This window comes from Pseudomonas sp. S2_B07 (assembly GCF_054668435.1).
The window spans coordinates 4,282,928-4,301,253 of the sequence record NZ_CP162769.1; the positions used below are offsets into that span (position 1 = coordinate 4,282,928).

Here is an 18,326-nt window from a genome sequence, read left to right on the forward strand (position 1 = left end):
GTTAAACCCGTGGCAATTAATCTCGAAGACAAGAAGGCCATCGTCGCTGAAGTCAACGAGGCTGCCAAAGTCGCTCTGTCCGCTGTCGTGGCTGATGCCCGTGGCGTAACAGTAGGCGCGATGACCGGACTCCGTAAAGAGGCTCGTGAAGCTGGCGTTTACGTACGTGTTGTACGTAATACCCTGCTCAAGCGCGCTGTTGCTGACACTGAATACAGTGTCCTCAACGACGTGTTCACCGGCCCGACTCTGATCGCGTTCTCCAAGGATCATCCTGGCGCTGCTGCCCGTTTGTTCAAGGAATTCGCCAAGAGTCAGGATAAGTTCGAGATCAAGGCAGCTGCGTTCGAGGGCAAGTTCCTCGCAGCTAACCAAATCGACGTACTGGCAACACTGCCGACCCGTGACGAAGCAATTTCTCAGCTGATGAGCGTGATTCAAGGCGCTACCAGCAAGTTGGCTCGTACTCTGGCTGCAGTTCGCGACCAAAAAGAAGCTGTTGCAGCCTAAGGCTGAACATCTCCTTTCGCGTATTTTTGTTTATTTCGATGGCCGCGTAGGCCGTCCCCCAATTCAGGAAATACAGCAATGTCTATCTCCCAAGACGATATCCTCAACGCCGTAGCTGAAATGTCGGTTCTGCAGGTTGTTGAGCTGATCAAAGCTTTCGAAGAAAAATTCGGCGTTACCGCTGCTGCTGCATCGGCTGGTCCAGCTGCTGCTGCCGCTGTTGTTGAAGAGCAAACCGAATTCAACGTCATGCTGACCGAAGCTGGCGAGAAGAAAGTAAACGTGATCAAGGCAGTACGTGAACTGACCGGTCTGGGCCTGAAAGAAGCCAAGGCTGTAGTTGACGGCGCTCCTGCCATGGTTCTGGAAGCTGTTTCGAAAGACGCAGCTGACAAAGCCAAAGCTACTCTGGAAGAAGCAGGCGCTAAAGTCGAGCTGAAGTAAGCATCGACTTTGCTCCTCCAGCCCGAGCGTAAAGCGAAAGGCTGATGGCTGGTGGCTCTTGCCACCGGCCTTTTTCCGTTATTGGCAGCCGACTGGGTCGGTGCTGATAACGAGCTGTAACCACCCGATGTGGTGGCGCAAACCATGGGGTTTGCACGATTTTCTGGCTGCTCCCGTCGGGAGGGGCCAAACAAGCAGGTGACCAAGCTGGGGAACGCTGATGGCTTACTCATATACTGAGAAAAAACGTATCCGCAAGGACTTTAGCAAGTTGCCGGACGTCATGGATGTGCCGTACCTCCTGGCCATCCAGCTGGATTCGTATCGTGAATTCTTGCAAGCGGGAGCGACTAAAGATCAGTTCCGCGACGTGGGCCTGCATGCGGCCTTCAAATCCGTTTTCCCGATCATCAGCTACTCCGGCAATGCTGCGCTGGAGTACGTCGGTTATCGCCTGGGCGAACCGGCATTTGATGTCAAAGAATGCGTATTGCGCGGTGTAACTTACGCCGTACCTTTGCGGGTAAAAGTGCGCCTGATCATTTTCGACAAAGAATCGTCGAACAAAGCGATCAAGGACATTAAAGAGCAAGAAGTCTACATGGGTGAAATCCCCCTGATGACTGAGAACGGTACCTTCGTAATCAACGGTACCGAGCGTGTAATCGTTTCCCAGCTGCACCGTTCCCCGGGCGTGTTCTTCGACCACGACCGTGGCAAGACGCACAGCTCCGGCAAACTGCTGTACTCCGCGCGCATCATTCCTTACCGCGGTTCGTGGTTGGACTTCGAGTTCGACCCGAAAGACTGCGTGTTCGTGCGTATCGACCGTCGTCGCAAGCTGCCTGCATCGGTATTGCTGCGCGCGCTGGGCTATACCACTGAAGAAGTGCTGGATGCGTTCTACACCACCAACGTCTTCCACGTGCAAGGTGAAAACCTCAGCCTGGAACTGGTGCCTCAGCGTCTGCGTGGTGAAATTGCTGTCCTGGATATCCTGGATGACAAAGGCAAGGTTATTGTCGAGCAAGGTCGTCGTATCACCGCTCGCCACATCAACCAGCTGGAAAAAGCAGGGATCAAAGAGCTGCAAGTGCCTCTGGACTACGTCCTGGGTCGCACTACCGCCAAGGTCATCGTGCATCCGGCAACCGGCGAAATCCTGGCAGAGTGCAACACCGAGCTGAACACCGAGATCCTCGCGAAAATCGCCAAGGCCCAGGTTGTTCGCATCGAAACTCTGTACACCAACGATATCGACTGCGGTCCGTTTGTCTCCGACACTCTGAAGATCGACTCCACCAGCAACCAATTGGAAGCGCTGGTCGAGATCTATCGCATGATGCGTCCAGGCGAGCCGCCAACCAAAGACGCTGCCGAGACTCTGTTCAACAACCTGTTCTTCAGCCCTGAGCGCTATGACCTGTCTGCGGTCGGCCGGATGAAGTTCAACCGTCGTATCGGTCGTACCGAGATCGAAGGTTCGGGTGTGTTGTGCAAAGAAGACATTGTCGCGGTACTGAAGACTCTGGTCGACATCCGTAACGGTAAAGGCATCGTCGATGACATCGACCACTTGGGTAACCGTCGTGTTCGCTGCGTAGGCGAAATGGCCGAGAACCAGTTCCGCGTTGGCCTGGTACGTGTTGAGCGTGCGGTCAAAGAGCGTCTGTCGATGGCTGAAAGCGAAGGCCTGATGCCGCAAGACCTGATCAACGCCAAGCCAGTGGCTGCGGCGGTGAAAGAGTTCTTCGGTTCCAGCCAGCTGTCCCAGTTCATGGACCAGAACAACCCGCTGTCCGAGATCACCCACAAGCGTCGTGTGTCTGCACTCGGCCCTGGCGGTTTGACTCGTGAGCGTGCCGGCTTTGAAGTTCGTGACGTACACCCGACTCACTACGGTCGTGTATGCCCGATTGAAACGCCGGAAGGTCCGAACATCGGTCTGATCAACTCCCTGGCTGCCTATGCGCGCACCAACCAGTACGGCTTCCTCGAGAGCCCGTACCGTGTGGTGAAAGACGCTCTGGTCACCGACGAGATCGTGTTCCTGTCCGCCATCGAAGAAGCTGATCACGTGATCGCTCAGGCTTCGGCCACGATGAACGATAAAAAAGTCCTGATCGACGAGCTGGTAGCTGTTCGTCACTTGAACGAGTTCACCGTCAAGGCGCCTGAAGACGTCACCTTGATGGACGTATCGCCGAAGCAGGTAGTTTCGGTTGCTGCGTCGCTGATCCCGTTCCTCGAGCACGATGACGCCAACCGTGCGTTGATGGGTTCGAACATGCAGCGTCAAGCTGTACCAACCCTGCGCGCTGACAAGCCGCTGGTCGGTACCGGCATGGAGCGTAACGTAGCTCGTGACTCCGGCGTTTGCGTCGTGGCTCGTCGTGGCGGTGTTATCGATTCTGTCGACGCCAGCCGTATCGTGGTTCGTGTTGCTGATGACGAAGTTGAAACCGGCGAAGCTGGTGTCGACATCTACAACCTGACCAAGTACACCCGCTCCAACCAGAACACCTGCATCAACCAGCGTCCGCTGGTGCGTAAAGGTGATCGGGTTCAGCGTAGCGACATCATGGCTGACGGTCCGTCCACCGACATGGGTGAACTGGCTCTGGGTCAGAACATGCGCATTGCGTTCATGGCATGGAACGGCTTCAACTTCGAAGACTCCATCTGCCTGTCCGAGCGTGTGGTTCAGGAAGATCGCTTCACCACGATCCACATTCAGGAACTGACCTGTGTGGCGCGTGACACCAAGCTTGGGCCAGAGGAAATCACTGCAGACATCCCGAACGTGGGTGAAGCTGCACTGAACAAACTGGACGAAGCCGGTATCGTTTACGTAGGTGCTGAAGTTGGCGCAGGCGACATTCTGGTCGGTAAGGTCACTCCGAAAGGCGAGACCCAACTGACTCCGGAAGAGAAGCTGTTGCGTGCCATCTTCGGTGAAAAAGCCAGCGACGTTAAAGACACCTCCCTGCGCGTGCCTACTGGCACCAAGGGTACCGTCATCGACGTACAGGTCTTCACCCGCGACGGCGTTGAGCGTGATGCTCGTGCACTGTCGATCGAGAAGACTCAACTCGACGAGATCCGCAAGGATCTGAACGAAGAGTTCCGTATCGTTGAAGGCGCAACTTTCGAACGTCTGCGTTCCGCTCTGGTCGGCCACAAAGCCGAAGGCGGCGCCGGTCTGAAGAAAGGTCAGGACATCACCGACGAAGTTCTCGACGGTCTTGAGCATGGTCAGTGGTTCAAACTGCGCATGGCTGAAGATGCTCTGAACGAGCAGCTCGAGAAGGCTCAGGCCTACATCGTTGATCGTCGCCGTCTGCTGGACGACAAGTTCGAAGACAAGAAGCGCAAACTGCAGCAGGGCGATGACCTGGCTCCAGGCGTGCTGAAAATCGTCAAGGTTTACCTGGCAATCCGTCGCCGCATTCAGCCGGGCGACAAGATGGCCGGTCGTCACGGTAACAAAGGTGTGGTCTCCGTGATCATGCCGGTTGAAGACATGCCGCACGATGCCAATGGCACCCCGGTCGACGTTGTCCTCAACCCGTTGGGCGTACCTTCGCGTATGAACGTTGGTCAGATCCTTGAAACCCACCTCGGCCTCGCGGCCAAAGGTCTGGGCGAGAAGATCAACCGGATGATCGAAGAGCAGCGCAAAGTGGCTGAGCTTCGTACCTTCCTGGACGAGATCTACAACCAGATCGGCGGTCGTAACGAAGATCTGGATAGCTTCTCCGACCAGGAAATCCTGGATCTGGCGAAGAACCTGCGTGGCGGCGTTCCAATGGCCACTCCAGTGTTCGACGGCGCCAAGGAAAGCGAAATCAAGGCCATGCTGAAACTGGCAGACCTGCCGGAAAGCGGCCAGATGCAGCTGACCGACGGCCGTACCGGCAACAAGTTCGAGCGCCCGGTTACTGTTGGCTACATGTACATGCTGAAGCTGAACCACTTGGTAGACGACAAGATGCACGCTCGTTCTACCGGTTCGTACAGCCTGGTTACCCAGCAGCCGCTGGGTGGTAAGGCGCAGTTCGGTGGTCAGCGTTTCGGGGAGATGGAGGTCTGGGCACTGGAAGCTTACGGTGCCGCTTACACTCTGCAAGAAATGCTCACAGTGAAGTCGGACGATGTGAACGGCCGTACCAAGATGTACAAAAACATCGTGGATGGCGATCACCGTATGGAGCCGGGCATGCCCGAGTCTTTCAACGTGTTGATCAAGGAAATTCGTTCCCTCGGCATCGATATCGATCTGGAAACCGAATAACACGTGACGCGAATCGAGAGCGGGGCAGGATTGCCCGCTCTCTGCTCCGCCAGGAGGAAAGGCCTTGAAAGACCTACTGAATTTGCTGAAAAACCAGGGTCAAGTCGAAGAGTTCGACGCCATCCGTATTGGATTGGCATCGCCTGAGATGATCCGTTCGTGGTCGTTCGGTGAAGTTAAAAAGCCGGAAACCATTAACTACCGTACGTTCAAACCTGAACGTGACGGCCTGTTCTGCGCCAAGATCTTTGGCCCGGTAAAGGATTACGAGTGCCTGTGCGGTAAGTACAAGCGCTTGAAGCACCGTGGTGTGATCTGCGAGAAGTGCGGCGTTGAAGTCGCGCTGGCTAAAGTTCGTCGTGAGCGCATGGCGCACATCGAACTGGCCTCGCCAGTTGCCCACATCTGGTTCCTGAAATCGCTGCCGTCGCGTATCGGCTTGCTGATGGACATGACCCTGCGTGATATCGAACGCGTTCTCTACTTCGAGAGCTATGTCGTTATCGATCCAGGCATGACCACCCTTGAAAAAGGTCAGCTGCTCAACGACGAGCAGTACTTCGAAGCGCTGGAAGAGTTCGGCGACGATTTCGATGCCCGCATGGGTGCCGAAGCTGTCCGTGAGCTGCTGCACGCTATCGACCTGGAACACGAGATTGGCCGTCTGCGTGAAGAAATTCCGCAAACCAACTCCGAAACCAAAATCAAGAAGCTGTCCAAGCGTCTGAAGTTGATGGAAGCCTTCCAGGGTTCCGGCAACCTTCCAGAGTGGATGGTGCTGACCGTTCTGCCGGTTCTGCCGCCAGATCTGCGTCCACTGGTCCCGCTGGATGGCGGTCGCTTCGCGACTTCCGACCTCAACGATCTGTATCGTCGAGTGATCAACCGTAACAACCGCTTGAAGCGCCTGCTTGATCTGTCCGCTCCGGACATCATCGTGCGCAACGAAAAGCGTATGTTGCAGGAAGCCGTCGACGCACTGCTCGACAACGGTCGTCGTGGCCGCGCTATCACCGGTTCGAACAAGCGTCCTCTGAAATCCCTGGCTGACATGATCAAGGGTAAGCAAGGTCGTTTCCGTCAGAACTTGCTCGGTAAGCGTGTTGACTACTCCGGTCGTTCGGTAATTACCGTAGGTCCGACCCTGCGTCTGCACCAGTGCGGTCTGCCGAAGAAGATGGCTCTCGAGCTGTTCAAGCCGTTCATTTTCGGCAAGCTGGAAATGCGTGGTCTTGCGACCACCATCAAAGCTGCCAAGAAGATGGTCGAGCGCGAGCTGCCGGAAGTTTGGGACGTTCTCGCTGAAGTGATTCGCGAACACCCGGTTCTCCTCAACCGTGCACCGACCCTTCACCGTCTGGGTATCCAGGCGTTTGAACCGGTACTGATCGAAGGTAAGGCTATCCAGCTGCACCCTCTGGTCTGTGCTGCGTACAACGCCGACTTCGACGGCGACCAAATGGCCGTGCACGTACCGCTGACACTGGAAGCCCAGTTGGAAGCGCGTGCGTTGATGATGTCGACCAACAACATTCTGTCGCCAGCCAACGGTGAGCCAATCATCGTTCCTTCGCAGGACGTTGTATTGGGTCTGTACTACATGACTCGTGAAGCGATCAACGCCAAGGGCGAAGGTCGTGTGTTCGCGGATCTGCAGGAAGTTGACCGTGTGTTCCGTGCCGGCGAAGCCGCACTGCACGCTAAAGTCAAAGTGCGGATCAACGAAACCGTCAACGATCGTGATGGTGGCAGCGTCAAGAACACCCGTATCGTCGACACCACCGTCGGCCGTGCGCTGTTGTTCCAGGTTGTTCCACCTGGTCTGTCGTACGACGTCGTCAACCAGCCGATGAAGAAAAAGGCGATCTCCAAGCTGATCAACCAGTGCTACCGCGTGGTTGGTTTGAAAGAGACCGTGATTTTCGCTGACCAGTTGATGTACACCGGTTTTGCTTATTCGACCATCTCCGGCGTTTCCATCGGTGTTAACGACTTCGTTATCCCGGATGAAAAAGCCCGCATCATCGGTGCTGCCACCGACGAAGTGAAAGAGATCGAAAGTCAGTACGCCTCCGGCCTGGTAACCCAGGGCGAGAAGTACAACAAAGTGATCGACCTTTGGTCCAAGGCGAACGACGAAGTTTCCAAGGCGATGATGGCCAACCTCTCGAAAGAGAAGGTCATCGACCGTCATGGCGTCGAAGTCGACCAGGAATCTTTCAACTCGATGTACATGATGGCCGACTCGGGCGCACGGGGTTCTGCTGCGCAGATCCGTCAGCTCGCCGGTATGCGTGGCCTGATGGCCAAGCCGGACGGTTCCATCATTGAAACGCCGATTACTGCGAACTTCCGTGAAGGTTTGAGCGTACTTCAGTACTTCATCTCCACTCACGGTGCTCGTAAAGGTTTGGCGGATACCGCGTTGAAAACTGCGAACTCCGGTTACCTGACTCGTCGTCTGGTAGACGTGGCGCAGGATCTGGTAGTAACCGAGATCGATTGCGGCACCGAGCATGGCCTGGTAATGACTCCGCACATTGAAGGCGGTGACGTTGTTGAGCCGTTGGGTGAGCGCGTATTGGGTCGTGTTATTGCCCGTGACGTGTTCAAGCCAGGTACTGAAGAAATCATCGTTCCTGCCGGCACGCTGGTAGACGAGAAGTGGGTCGAGTTCATCGAGCTGAACAGCATCGACGAAGTGATCGTGCGTTCGCCGATCAGCTGCGAAACCCGCTACGGCATTTGCGCCAAGTGCTACGGCCGTGATCTGGCTCGTGGTCACCAGGTGAACATCGGTGAAGCGGTCGGCGTTATTGCTGCCCAGTCCATCGGTGAGCCGGGTACCCAGCTGACCATGCGTACGTTCCACATCGGTGGTGCGGCAAGCCGGACCTCCGCAGCTGATAGCGTTCAGGTGAAGAATGGCGGTACCGTCCGTCTGCACAACCTGAAGCACGTTGAGCGAGTGGATGGTTGCCTGGTTGCTGTGTCCCGTTCCGGTGAGCTGGCGATCGCTGATGACTTCGGTCGTGAGCGCGAGCGTTACAAGCTGCCGTACGGTGCTGTGATTTCGGTTAAAGAAGGTGACAAGGTCGACGCTGGCGCAATCGTGGCCAAGTGGGATCCGCACACTCACCCAATCGTTACCGAAATGAAAGGTACCGTGACCTACGTGGGCATGGAAGAAGGCATCACGATCAAGCGTCAGACTGACGAATTGACCGGTATGACCAACATTGAAGTACTTGACGCCAAAGATCGTCCAGCTGCCGGTAAAGATATCCGTCCTGCTGTGAAGATGGTTGATGACAATGGCAAGGATCTCTTGCTGCCGGGTACCGATGTAATTGCTCAGTACTTCCTGCCTGCTAACGCCCTGGTCGGTGTTGCGGACGGTGCGAAAATCGCGATCGGTGATGTTATCGCTCGTATTCCGCAAGAGACTTCGAAGACCCGTGACATCACCGGTGGTCTGCCGCGTGTTGCCGACTTGTTCGAAGCACGTCGTCCGAAAGAAGCCTCGATTCTGGCTGAAGTCAGCGGCACCATCGCGTTCGGTAAAGAGACCAAAGGCAAGCGTCGTCTGGTCATTACCCCGAACGACGGTAGCGATCCGTACGAAGAGCTGATTCCGAAGTGGCGTCACCTGAACGTCTTCGAAGGCGAACAGGTAAACCGCGGCGAAGTTATCTCCGACGGCCCGAGCGATCCACACGACATCCTGCGTCTGCTGGGTGTGAGTGCGCTGGCCAAGTACATCGTGAACGAGATCCAGGACGTTTACCGTCTGCAAGGCGTGAAGATCAACGATAAGCACATCGAGACCATCCTGCGTCAGATGCTGCGTAAAGTTGAAATCGCTGAATCCGGCGATTCCAGTTTCATCAAGGGCGACCAGATGGAATTGACTCACGTTCTGGTAGAGAACGAGCGTCTGGCTGGCGACGAGAAATTCGTTTCCAAGTTCACTCGCGTGCTGTTGGGTATCACCAAGGCGTCGTTGTCCACCGAATCGTTCATCTCGGCGGCTTCCTTCCAGGAAACCACTCGCGTACTGACCGAAGCGGCGGTAACCGGCAAGCGCGATTACCTGCGCGGCCTGAAAGAAAACGTGGTCGTGGGTCGTCTGATCCCGGCTGGTACCGGTCTGGCTTATCACAGCGAGCGCAAGCGTCGCCGTGATGCTGACAAACCGTTGCGCGTAAGCGCCAGTGAAGTGGAAGCTGCACTGACCGAAGCGCTGAACTCTAGCGGTAACTGAGTTCTGCGATAAATGAGCGTAAGGCCCTGGCTGCTCCGTTCATCGAATCGAGACAATTTGTCGAGGTTGGATGGGTGGGGAGGTCGGGGCCTTGCCTTGACTGGGGACAAGATCCTCTTTAGACTCTTGTACCCCTAAATTTGGCGGGAATTCGTTCCTGCCATTTTGCTTTTCTTGCAAGACAATAGCGTCGCAAGACAACAGTGGAGCTAGTAGATGGCAACTATCAACCAGCTGGTACGTCAGCCGCGTAAGCGTATCGTCGAGAAATCCGACGTGCCTGCGCTGCAGAACTGCCCGCAACGTCGTGGCGTATGCACCCGTGTGTATACCACCACGCCGAAAAAACCTAACTCGGCACTGCGTAAAGTATGCCGTGTGCGTCTGACCAACGGTTTCGAGGTTTCCTCGTACATCGGCGGTGAAGGCCACAACCTGCAAGAGCACAGCGTGGTACTGATCCGCGGCGGTCGTGTAAAAGACTTGCCAGGTGTTCGTTACCACACCGTACGCGGTTCTTTGGATACTTCCGGCGTTAAAGGTCGTAACCAGGGTCGTTCGAAGTACGGTACCAAGAAGCCTAAGTAGTAGCGGCTTTTTGTAAAAACTGATTTTCTATTTTTCTGAGTCGATAAGAGTAAGGTCGGAGGCGTCCCGCAAGGGCACCGATTCCGAGCGAACCTGAAGACCGTTTGAGGGCTTATCCATGCCAAGAAGACGCGTAGCAGCCAAGCGCGAAGTGCTTGACGATCCAAAGTACGGCAGCCAGATCCTGGCCAAGTTCATGAACCACGTTATGGAAAGCGGCAAGAAAGCCGTTGCCGAACGTATCGTTTATGGCGCGCTGGAAAAAGTTAAAGAACGCAAGAACAGCGATCCCCTGGAAATCTTCGAGAAAGCTCTCGACGCCATCGCTCCGCTGGTCGAAGTAAAGTCGCGCCGTGTAGGCGGTGCTACTTACCAGGTTCCGGTCGAAGTTCGTCCGTCCCGTCGTAACGCTCTGGCAATGCGCTGGTTGGTAGACTTCGCCCGCAAGCGCGGCGAGAAGTCTATGGCTCTGCGTTTGGCTGGCGAACTGTTGGACGCCGCTGAAGGTAAAGGTGCTGCAGTTAAGAAGCGTGAAGACGTGCACCGTATGGCTGAAGCCAACAAGGCTTTCTCGCACTACCGCTTCTAATTTCAGCGTCACTAATTTTGCGAGGGCTTTATGGCTCGTACTACACCGATTAACCGCTACCGTAACATTGGTATCGTTGCTCACGTGGATGCTGGTAAAACCACCACCACCGAGCGCGTCCTTTTTTACACTGGCAAAAGCCACAAGATGGGCGAGGTGCATGACGGCGCCGCGACCACAGACTGGATGGTGCAGGAGCAGGAGCGTGGTATTACCATTACTTCTGCTGCTATTACCGCCTTCTGGCAGGGTTCCGAGAAGCAGCACAAGGACCAATACCGTTTCAACGTCATCGACACCCCGGGCCACGTTGACTTCACTATTGAAGTTGAGCGTTCCCTGCGTGTTCTCGACGGCGCGGTCGTTGTGTTCTGCGGCACCTCGGGTGTTGAGCCTCAGTCGGAAACCGTATGGCGTCAAGCCAACAAGTACGGCGTTCCACGTCTTGTTTACGTAAACAAGATGGACCGTGCTGGTGCCAACTTCCTGCGCGTGATCGGCCAGATCAAGCAGCGTCTGGGTCACACTCCGGTGCCAATTCAATTGGCCATCGGTTCCGAAGACAACTTCCAGGGTCAGATCGATCTGATGGCTATGGAAGCTGTTTACTGGAATGACTCTGACAAAGGCATGGTTCCAGTTCGTAAGCCTATCCCTGCTGAACTGCAGGAGCTGGCTAACGAATGGCGCGGCAACATGATTGAAGCCGCGGCAGAAGCCAGCGAAGAGCTGATGAACAAGTACCTCGAGGGTGAAGAACTCACCAACGCGGAAATCAAAGCGGCTCTGCGTCAGCGTACTATCGCTGGTGAGATCGTTTTGGCTGTTTGCGGTTCTTCCTTCAAGAACAAGGGTGTTCCCCTGGTTCTCGACGCCGTTATCGACTACCTGCCTGCTCCAACCGACATTCCTGCCATCAAGGGTACTGACCCGGATGACGAGACCAAGGAAATGGAGCGTCACGCAGACGACAGCGAGCCGTTTTCGGCTCTGGCGTTCAAGATCGCTACCGACCCATTCGTGGGTACCTTGACCTTTGTTCGAGTTTACTCGGGCGTGTTGGCCTCCGGCGACGGCGTGATCAACTCGGTTAAAGGCAAGAAAGAGCGCGTGGGTCGTATGGTGCAAATGCACGCAAACGCCCGTGAAGAAATCAAGGAAGTGCGCGCTGGTGACATCGCGGCCTTGATCGGCATGAAGGACGTCACCACTGGTGAGACTTTGTGCAACGCTGACAAGCCAATCATCCTGGTTCGTATGGACTTCCCGGAGCCGGTTATTTCGGTTGCCGTAGAGCCTAAGACCAAGGATGACCAGGAAAAAATGGGTATCGCTCTGGGCAAGCTTGCTCAGGAAGATCCATCTTTCCGCGTCAAAACCGATGAAGAGACTGGTCAAACGATCATCTCCGGCATGGGCGAGCTGCACCTGGACATCCTGGTTGACCGGATGCGCCGTGAGTTCAACGTCGAAGCCAACATTGGTAAGCCTCAGGTTTCCTATCGTGAGCGCATCACGAAGAACTGTGAAATCGAAGGCAAATTCGTTCGTCAATCCGGCGGTCGTGGCCAGTTCGGCCATTGCTGGATTCGTTTTGCTCCTGCTGACGAAGGTCAGGAAGGTCTGCAATTCGTGAACGAAGTCGTGGGTGGTGTGGTTCCTAAGGAATACATCCCGGCGATCCAGAAGGGTATCGAAGAGCAGATGAAGAACGGCGTTGTTGCCGGCTATCCGCTGATCGGCCTGAAGGCTACCGTGTTTGATGGTTCTTACCACGACGTCGACTCCAACGAGATGGCGTTTAAGGTGGCTGCTTCCATGGCGACCAAGCAACTGGCCCAGAAGGGCGGTGGTGAGTTGCTCGAGCCGATCATGGCGGTAGAGGTTGTTACGCCTGAAGACTATATGGGTGACGTGATGGGCGACCTTAACCGTCGTCGCGGCATGATTTTGGGTATGGAAGACACGGTCTCCGGCAAAGTAATTCGCGCCGAAGTTCCGCTGGGCGAGATGTTCGGTTATGCGACCGACGTTCGTTCCATGTCCCAGGGTCGCGCAAGCTACTCTATGGAATTCAAAAAATACAATACAGCTCCGTCGCACATCGTCGAAACTGTTACCAAAAAACAAGGCTGATTCAGCCCTTTAGGCAAGGAGTTAATTGTCGTGGCTAAAGAAAAATTTGATCGTTCCCTACCGCACGTCAACGTTGGCACCATCGGTCACGTTGACCACGGTAAAACCACTCTGACTGCAGCTCTGACTCGCGTCTGCTCCGAAGTATTCGGTTCGGCCATCGTTGATTTCGATAAAATCGACAGCGCGCCAGAAGAAAAAGCTCGTGGTATCACCATCAACACCGCGCACGTCGAGTACAACTCGAAGATCCGTCACTACGCTCACGTTGACTGCCCAGGTCACGCTGACTATGTGAAGAACATGATCACTGGTGCTGCCCAGATGGACGGCGCTATCCTGGTTTGCTCGGCCGCTGATGGTCCGATGCCACAAACCCGTGAGCACATCCTGCTGTCCCGTCAGGTAGGCGTTCCGTACATCGTGGTTTTCCTGAACAAGGCTGACCTGGTAGACGACGCTGAGCTGCTGGAACTGGTTGAGATGGAAGTGCGCGATCTGCTGAGCACTTACGACTTCCCGGGCGACGACACTCCGATCATCATCGGTTCGGCGCGTATGGCTCTGGAAGGCAAAGACGACAACGAAATGGGCACCACTGCCGTTCGTAAACTGGTTGAGACTCTGGACAGCTACATCCCAGAACCAGTTCGTCTGACCGACAAGCCGTTCCTGATGCCAATCGAAGACGTATTCTCGATCTCCGGTCGCGGTACTGTTGTGACTGGTCGTATCGAGCGCGGTATCGTTCGCGTTCAGGATCCACTGGAAATCGTTGGTCTGCGTGACACTACCGTCACCACCTGCACCGGTGTTGAAATGTTCCGTAAGCTGCTCGACGAAGGTCGTGCTGGCGAGAACTGCGGCGTGCTGCTGCGCGGCACCAAGCGTGACGACGTTGAGCGTGGCCAGGTTCTGGTTAAGCCGGGTTCGGTTAAGCCGCACACCAAGTTCACCGCAGAAGTTTACGTTCTGAGCAAGGAAGAAGGCGGCCGTCATACTCCGTTCTTCAAAGGCTACCGTCCACAGTTCTACTTCCGTACTACTGACGTGACCGGTAACTGCGAATTGCCAGAAGGCGTTGAAATGGTAATGCCAGGTGACAACATTCAGATGACTGTTACCCTGATCAAAACCATCGCGATGGAAGACGGTCTGCGCTTCGCTATCCGTGAAGGCGGCCGTACCGTTGGTGCTGGCGTTGTAGCTAAAATCATCGAGTAATTATCTCTTCTGAGATAGCTCGGTTTTTTTGAGAAGGCCTCCGCTTAGCGGGGGCCTTTTTTATTGGGTTGACACCTATCTGGGGCGTCTATAGAATTGCGCCTCCTTTTAACGGGCGTATTGCGCTCGGTGGGAATAGCAGCCGGAGTCTGAAATCCAATGCAAAATCAGCAAATCCGTATCAGGTTGAAGGCTTTTGACCATCGCCTGATCGACCAATCCACCCAGGAAATCGTGGAAACCGCGAAACGTACTGGTGCTCAAGTGCGTGGTCCAATTCCACTGCCTACCCGTAAAGAGCGGTTCACTGTTCTGGTCTCCCCGCACGTCAACAAAGACGCGCGTGACCAGTACGAGATCCGTACTCATAAGCGCGTTCTGGACATCGTCCAGCCAACGGATAAAACCGTTGATGCTCTTATGAAGCTTGATCTTGCGGCCGGTGTGGAAGTGCAGATCAGCCTCGGCTAAGACTCGGTCTTAGTCGTGTAACGCTCTGAAATGGGCGGCCATAGCGGGTGAAAGCCCCGTACACTCATGAGGTTTACAACATGACTATTGGTGTAGTCGGTCGTAAATGCGGTATGACCCGTATTTTCACCGAAGAAGGTGTCTCCATTCCGGTCACGGTCATTGAGATCGAACCGAATCGCGTCACCCAGTTCAAAACTGAAGAGACCGATGGCTATCGTGCAGTGCAAGTCACTGTAGGCGAGCGTCGTGCTTCGCGTGTTACAGCTGCTCAAGCTGGCCACTTCGCTAAAGCGAACGTTGCTGCTGGTCGTACCGTAATGGAATTCCGTCTTGAAGAAGGCGAGTACCAGGCCGGCGATCTGATCAACGCTGAAATCTTCGCCGCTGGTCAACTGGTTGATGTAACCGGTCAGTCCAAGGGTAAAGGCTTCCAGGGTACGATCAAGCGTTGGAACTTCCGCGGGCAAGATAATACCCACGGTAACTCCGTGTCCCACCGCGTTCCAGGCTCTATCGGCCAGTGCCAGACTCCTGGTCGTGTATTCAAGGGCAAAAAAATGTCCGGTCATATGGGCGCTGAGCGCGTGACCGTGCAGTCCCTCGAAGTAGTGCGCGTGGACGCTGAACGCAATCTGTTGTTGGTCAAGGGCGCTGTTCCTGGCGCTACTGGCGGCAACTTGGTTGTACGTCCAGCAGCCAAGGCTCGCGGTTAAGGGGAAGCTGACATGCAATTAAATGTAAATGACGCTCAAGCGATCGAAGTTTCCGAACTGACATTTGGCGGCGAATTCAACGAGACGCTGGTTCACCAAGCAGTCGTGGCCTACATGGCCGGCGGCCGTCAGGGTTCCAAGCAGCAAAAGACCCGTTCCGACGTTCGTGGTGGCGGTAAGCGCCCATGGCGTCAGAAAGGTACTGGCCGTGCTCGTGCCGGTACTATCCGTAGCCCAATCTGGCGTGGCGGCGGTACCACTTTCGCAGCTCGTCCTCAGGATCACACCCAGAAGCTGAACAAGAAGATGTATCGCGCAGCAATGCGTTCCATCCTTGCTGAGCTGGTGCGTACTGATCGTCTGGTAGTGGTTCAGGACTTCGCTGTTGATGCACCGAAGACCAAAGATCTGCTGAACAAACTGACCGGCATGGGCTTGACTGACGTCTTGATCGTGTCTGAAGTCGTTGATCAGAACCTGTACCTGGCTGCTCGTAACCTGCCACACGTTGATGTACGTGACGTGCAAGGTTCCGATCCAGTTAGTCTGATCGCATACGACAAGGTGTTGATCACCGTGTCGGCCGTGAAGAAATTCGAGGAGCTGCTGGGATGAACCAGGAACGCGTATTTAAAGTTCTGCTTGGCCCGCACGTTTCCGAGAAGGCTACGGTTCTGGCTGACAAGAAAGGCCAGTTCGTTTTCAAGGTTGCAACTGACGCAACCAAGCTGGAAATCAAGAAGGCCGTCGAAAGCCTGTTCAGCGTGAAAGTAGAGCGTGTTACTACCCTGAATGTTCTGGGTAAGAGCAAGCGCACTGCTCGCGGTCTGGGCAAGCGTAATGACTGGAAGAAGGCAGTTATCTCCCTTCAGCCAGGCCAAGATCTCGATTTCAGCAGCAGTGCTGAGTAAGGAAGGGGTGCATCATGGCAATCGTTAAATGCAAACCGACTTCCCCTGGCCGCCGTTTTGTGGTCAAGGTGGTCAATCAGGAGCTGCATAAAGGCGCTCCTCACGCACCGCTGCTCGAGAAAAAATCGAAGACTGGTGGTCGTAACAACAATGGTCGCATTACCACTCGTCACATCGGTGGTGGCCATAAGCAGCATTATCGTCTGGTCGATTTCCGTCGCAACGACAAAGATGGCATCTCTGCCACTGTCGAGCGTATTGAATACGATCCAAACCGTACTGCTCACATCGCTCTGCTGCTGTACGCAGATGGCGAGCGTCGCTACATCATCGCCCCTAAAGGCGTGAGTGCTGGTGACCAGCTGATCGCAGGTGCTCTGGCACCGATCAAGCCGGGCAACGCTCTGCAACTGCGTAACATTCCAGTTGGTAGCACCGTACACGGCATCGAATTGAAGCCAGGTAAAGGCGCACAGATCGCTCGTTCCGCTGGTGCTTCGGCTCAGCTGATCGCTCGTGAAGGTGTCTACGTGACCCTGCGTCTGCGTTCTGGTGAGATGCGTAAAGTGCTGGCTGAATGCCGCGCGACCCTGGGTGAAGTCTCGAACTCCGAGCACAGCCTGCGTTCGCTGGGTAAAGCTGGTGCCAAACGCTGGCGTGGCGTTCGCCCAACCGTTCGTGGTGTTGCCATGAACCCGGTTGACCACCCACATGGTGGTGGTGAAGGTCGTACCTCTGGTGGTCGTCATCCGGTATCGCCATGGGGCTTCCCGACTAAGGGCGCGAAGACTCGTGGTAATAAGCGTACCGACAAAATGATCGTCCGTCGTCGCAAGTAAATAGAGGGATACGACAGTGCCACGTTCTCTGAAAAAAGGTCCTTTTATCGATCTTCACCTACTGAAGAAGATCGAAGTGGCGGCGGAAAAGAATGATCGCAAACCGGTGAAAACCTGGTCGCGTCGTTCGATGATCCTGCCACAAATGGTCGGTTTGACCATCGCAGTACACAACGGTCGTCAACACGTCCCAGTTCTCGTTAACGAAGACATGGTCGGCCACAAACTGGGCGAGTTCGCCGGTACCCGCACTTATCGTGGGCACGTGGCAGACAAGAAAGCCAAGCGTTAAGGGGTTAGGAAATGGAAGTAGCCGCTAAGTTGTCGGGCGCTCGAATCTCCGCCCAGAAAGCCCGCTTGGTCGCCGACCAGATCCGCGGGAAGAAGGTGGGCGAAGCGCTCAACTTGTTGGCTTTCAGCAGTAAGAAAGCCGCCGAGATCATGAAGAAAGTGCTGGAGTCGGCCGTAGCCAACGCCGAGCATAACGAAGGCGCAGACGTTGATGACCTTAAAGTCAGCACCGTTTTCGTCAACGAAGGGCGTTCGCTGAAGCGCATCATGCCACGTGCCAAAGGCCGTGCTGATCGCATCGTCAAGCGGTCTTGCCATATCACTGTCAAGGTTGCTGACAAGTAACGGAGTCGAAGAGATGGGTCAGAAAGTACATCCCATTGGCATTCGCCTGGGAATCGTCAAGGAGCACACCTCCGTCTGGTACGCAGACGGTCGGACTTATGCGGACTATTTGTTCGCTGATCTGAAGGTGCGTGAGTATCTCCAAGACAAACTAAAAAGCGCGTCCGTAAGCCGTATCGATATCCATCGTCCGGCTCAGACTGCACGTATCACCATCCACACCGCTCGTCCAGGTATCGTTATCGGGAAGAAAGGTGAAGATGTTGAGAAACTGCGTCAGGACCTGACCAAGCAAATGGGTGTGCCTGTGCACATCAATATCGAAGAGATCCGCAAGCCGGAGCTCGACGGTATGCTGGTTGCGCAGAGCGTAGCTCAGCAGCTGGAGCGTCGCGTAATGTTCCGTCGCGCTATGAAGCGCGCTGTTCAGAACGCCATGCGCATTGGTGCCAAAGGCATCAAAATCCAAGTGAGCGGTCGTCTCGGCGGTGCTGAAATCGCACGTACTGAATGGTATCGCGAAGGTCGTGTGCCACTGCACACCCTGCGTGCCGACATCGACTATGCCAACTACGAAGCTCACACCACTTACGGTGTGATCGGTGTAAAGGTTTGGATCTTCAAAGGCGAAGTAATTGGTGGTCGCCAAGAAGAACTGAAACCACAAGCACCAGCGCCTCGTAAAAAAGCTGCTAAGTAAGGGG

At 55.1% G+C, this 18,326-nt stretch carries 16 protein-coding genes; all 16 read left to right on the forward strand.

Annotated features, from left to right (window positions below):
- Positions 1–9 precede the first annotated feature (9 nt).
- The 16 genes from rplJ (at position 10) to rpsC (ending at position 18,322) form a co-directional block, all read left to right on the forward strand.
- Positions 10–510, forward strand: coding sequence for a 50S ribosomal protein L10 (gene rplJ, locus AB4N43_RS19695; protein WP_027926086.1), 501 nt, complete (start codon positions 10–12; stop codon positions 508–510).
- Between the two features lie 78 nt (positions 511–588).
- Positions 589–954, forward strand: coding sequence for a 50S ribosomal protein L7/L12 (gene rplL, locus AB4N43_RS19700; protein WP_027926087.1), 366 nt, complete (start codon positions 589–591; stop codon positions 952–954).
- Positions 955–1,174: 220 nt separating this feature from the next.
- Complete coding sequence (gene rpoB / locus AB4N43_RS19705) at positions 1,175–5,248, forward strand: DNA-directed RNA polymerase subunit beta (RefSeq protein ID WP_027926088.1); 4,074 nt, start codon at positions 1,175–1,177, stop codon at positions 5,246–5,248.
- A gap of 64 nt (positions 5,249–5,312) precedes the next feature.
- Positions 5,313–9,512: a DNA-directed RNA polymerase subunit beta' gene (rpoC, locus tag AB4N43_RS19710; RefSeq protein ID WP_007896632.1), complete on the forward strand. Its 4,200-nt coding sequence runs from the start codon at positions 5,313–5,315 to the stop codon at positions 9,510–9,512.
- Between the two features lie 216 nt (positions 9,513–9,728).
- Positions 9,729–10,100 (forward strand): 30S ribosomal protein S12, encoded by a 372-nt coding sequence (rpsL, locus tag AB4N43_RS19715; protein WP_002555494.1) that lies wholly within the window; start codon positions 9,729–9,731, stop codon positions 10,098–10,100.
- 118 nt (positions 10,101–10,218) lie between these two features.
- Complete coding sequence (rpsG, locus tag AB4N43_RS19720) at positions 10,219–10,689, forward strand: 30S ribosomal protein S7 (RefSeq protein ID WP_002555493.1); 471 nt, start codon at positions 10,219–10,221, stop codon at positions 10,687–10,689.
- Between the two features lie 30 nt (positions 10,690–10,719).
- Positions 10,720–12,825: an elongation factor G gene (gene fusA / locus AB4N43_RS19725; protein WP_027926089.1), complete on the forward strand. Its 2,106-nt coding sequence runs from the start codon at positions 10,720–10,722 to the stop codon at positions 12,823–12,825.
- Between the two features lie 30 nt (positions 12,826–12,855).
- Entirely contained in the window at positions 12,856–14,049 is a 1,194-nt protein-coding gene (gene tuf, locus AB4N43_RS19730) for an elongation factor Tu (protein WP_027924378.1), read from the forward strand.
- 159 nt (positions 14,050–14,208) lie between these two features.
- Complete coding sequence (gene rpsJ / locus AB4N43_RS19735; RefSeq protein ID WP_003186070.1) at positions 14,209–14,520, forward strand: 30S ribosomal protein S10; 312 nt, start codon at positions 14,209–14,211, stop codon at positions 14,518–14,520.
- Positions 14,521–14,600: 80 nt separating this feature from the next.
- Positions 14,601–15,236 carry a 50S ribosomal protein L3 gene (gene rplC / locus AB4N43_RS19740; protein WP_003186059.1) on the forward strand — a complete coding sequence of 212 codons (636 nt, stop codon included), beginning with the start codon at positions 14,601–14,603 and terminating at the stop codon, positions 15,234–15,236.
- A gap of 12 nt (positions 15,237–15,248) precedes the next feature.
- Entirely contained in the window at positions 15,249–15,851 is a 603-nt protein-coding gene (rplD, locus tag AB4N43_RS19745) for a 50S ribosomal protein L4 (RefSeq protein ID WP_007896707.1), read from the forward strand.
- Positions 15,848–16,147, forward strand: a complete 300-nt coding sequence (rplW, locus tag AB4N43_RS19750) for a 50S ribosomal protein L23 (protein ID WP_002555488.1) — start codon at positions 15,848–15,850, stop codon at positions 16,145–16,147. The genes rplD and rplW overlap by 4 nt, the downstream gene beginning before the upstream one ends.
- A gap of 14 nt (positions 16,148–16,161) precedes the next feature.
- A complete protein-coding gene (gene rplB / locus AB4N43_RS19755) occupies positions 16,162–16,986 on the forward strand; it encodes a 50S ribosomal protein L2 (protein ID WP_003176423.1) in 825 nt (274 codons plus the stop codon).
- 16 nt (positions 16,987–17,002) lie between these two features.
- Positions 17,003–17,278: a 30S ribosomal protein S19 gene (rpsS, locus tag AB4N43_RS19760; protein ID WP_002555486.1), complete on the forward strand. Its 276-nt coding sequence runs from the start codon at positions 17,003–17,005 to the stop codon at positions 17,276–17,278.
- A gap of 11 nt (positions 17,279–17,289) precedes the next feature.
- Positions 17,290–17,622: a 50S ribosomal protein L22 gene (gene rplV / locus AB4N43_RS19765; RefSeq protein ID WP_003103908.1), complete on the forward strand. Its 333-nt coding sequence runs from the start codon at positions 17,290–17,292 to the stop codon at positions 17,620–17,622.
- Between the two features lie 13 nt (positions 17,623–17,635).
- Complete coding sequence (gene rpsC, locus AB4N43_RS19770; RefSeq protein WP_003176422.1) at positions 17,636–18,322, forward strand: 30S ribosomal protein S3; 687 nt, start codon at positions 17,636–17,638, stop codon at positions 18,320–18,322.
- Positions 18,323–18,326: the final 4 nt, after the last annotated feature.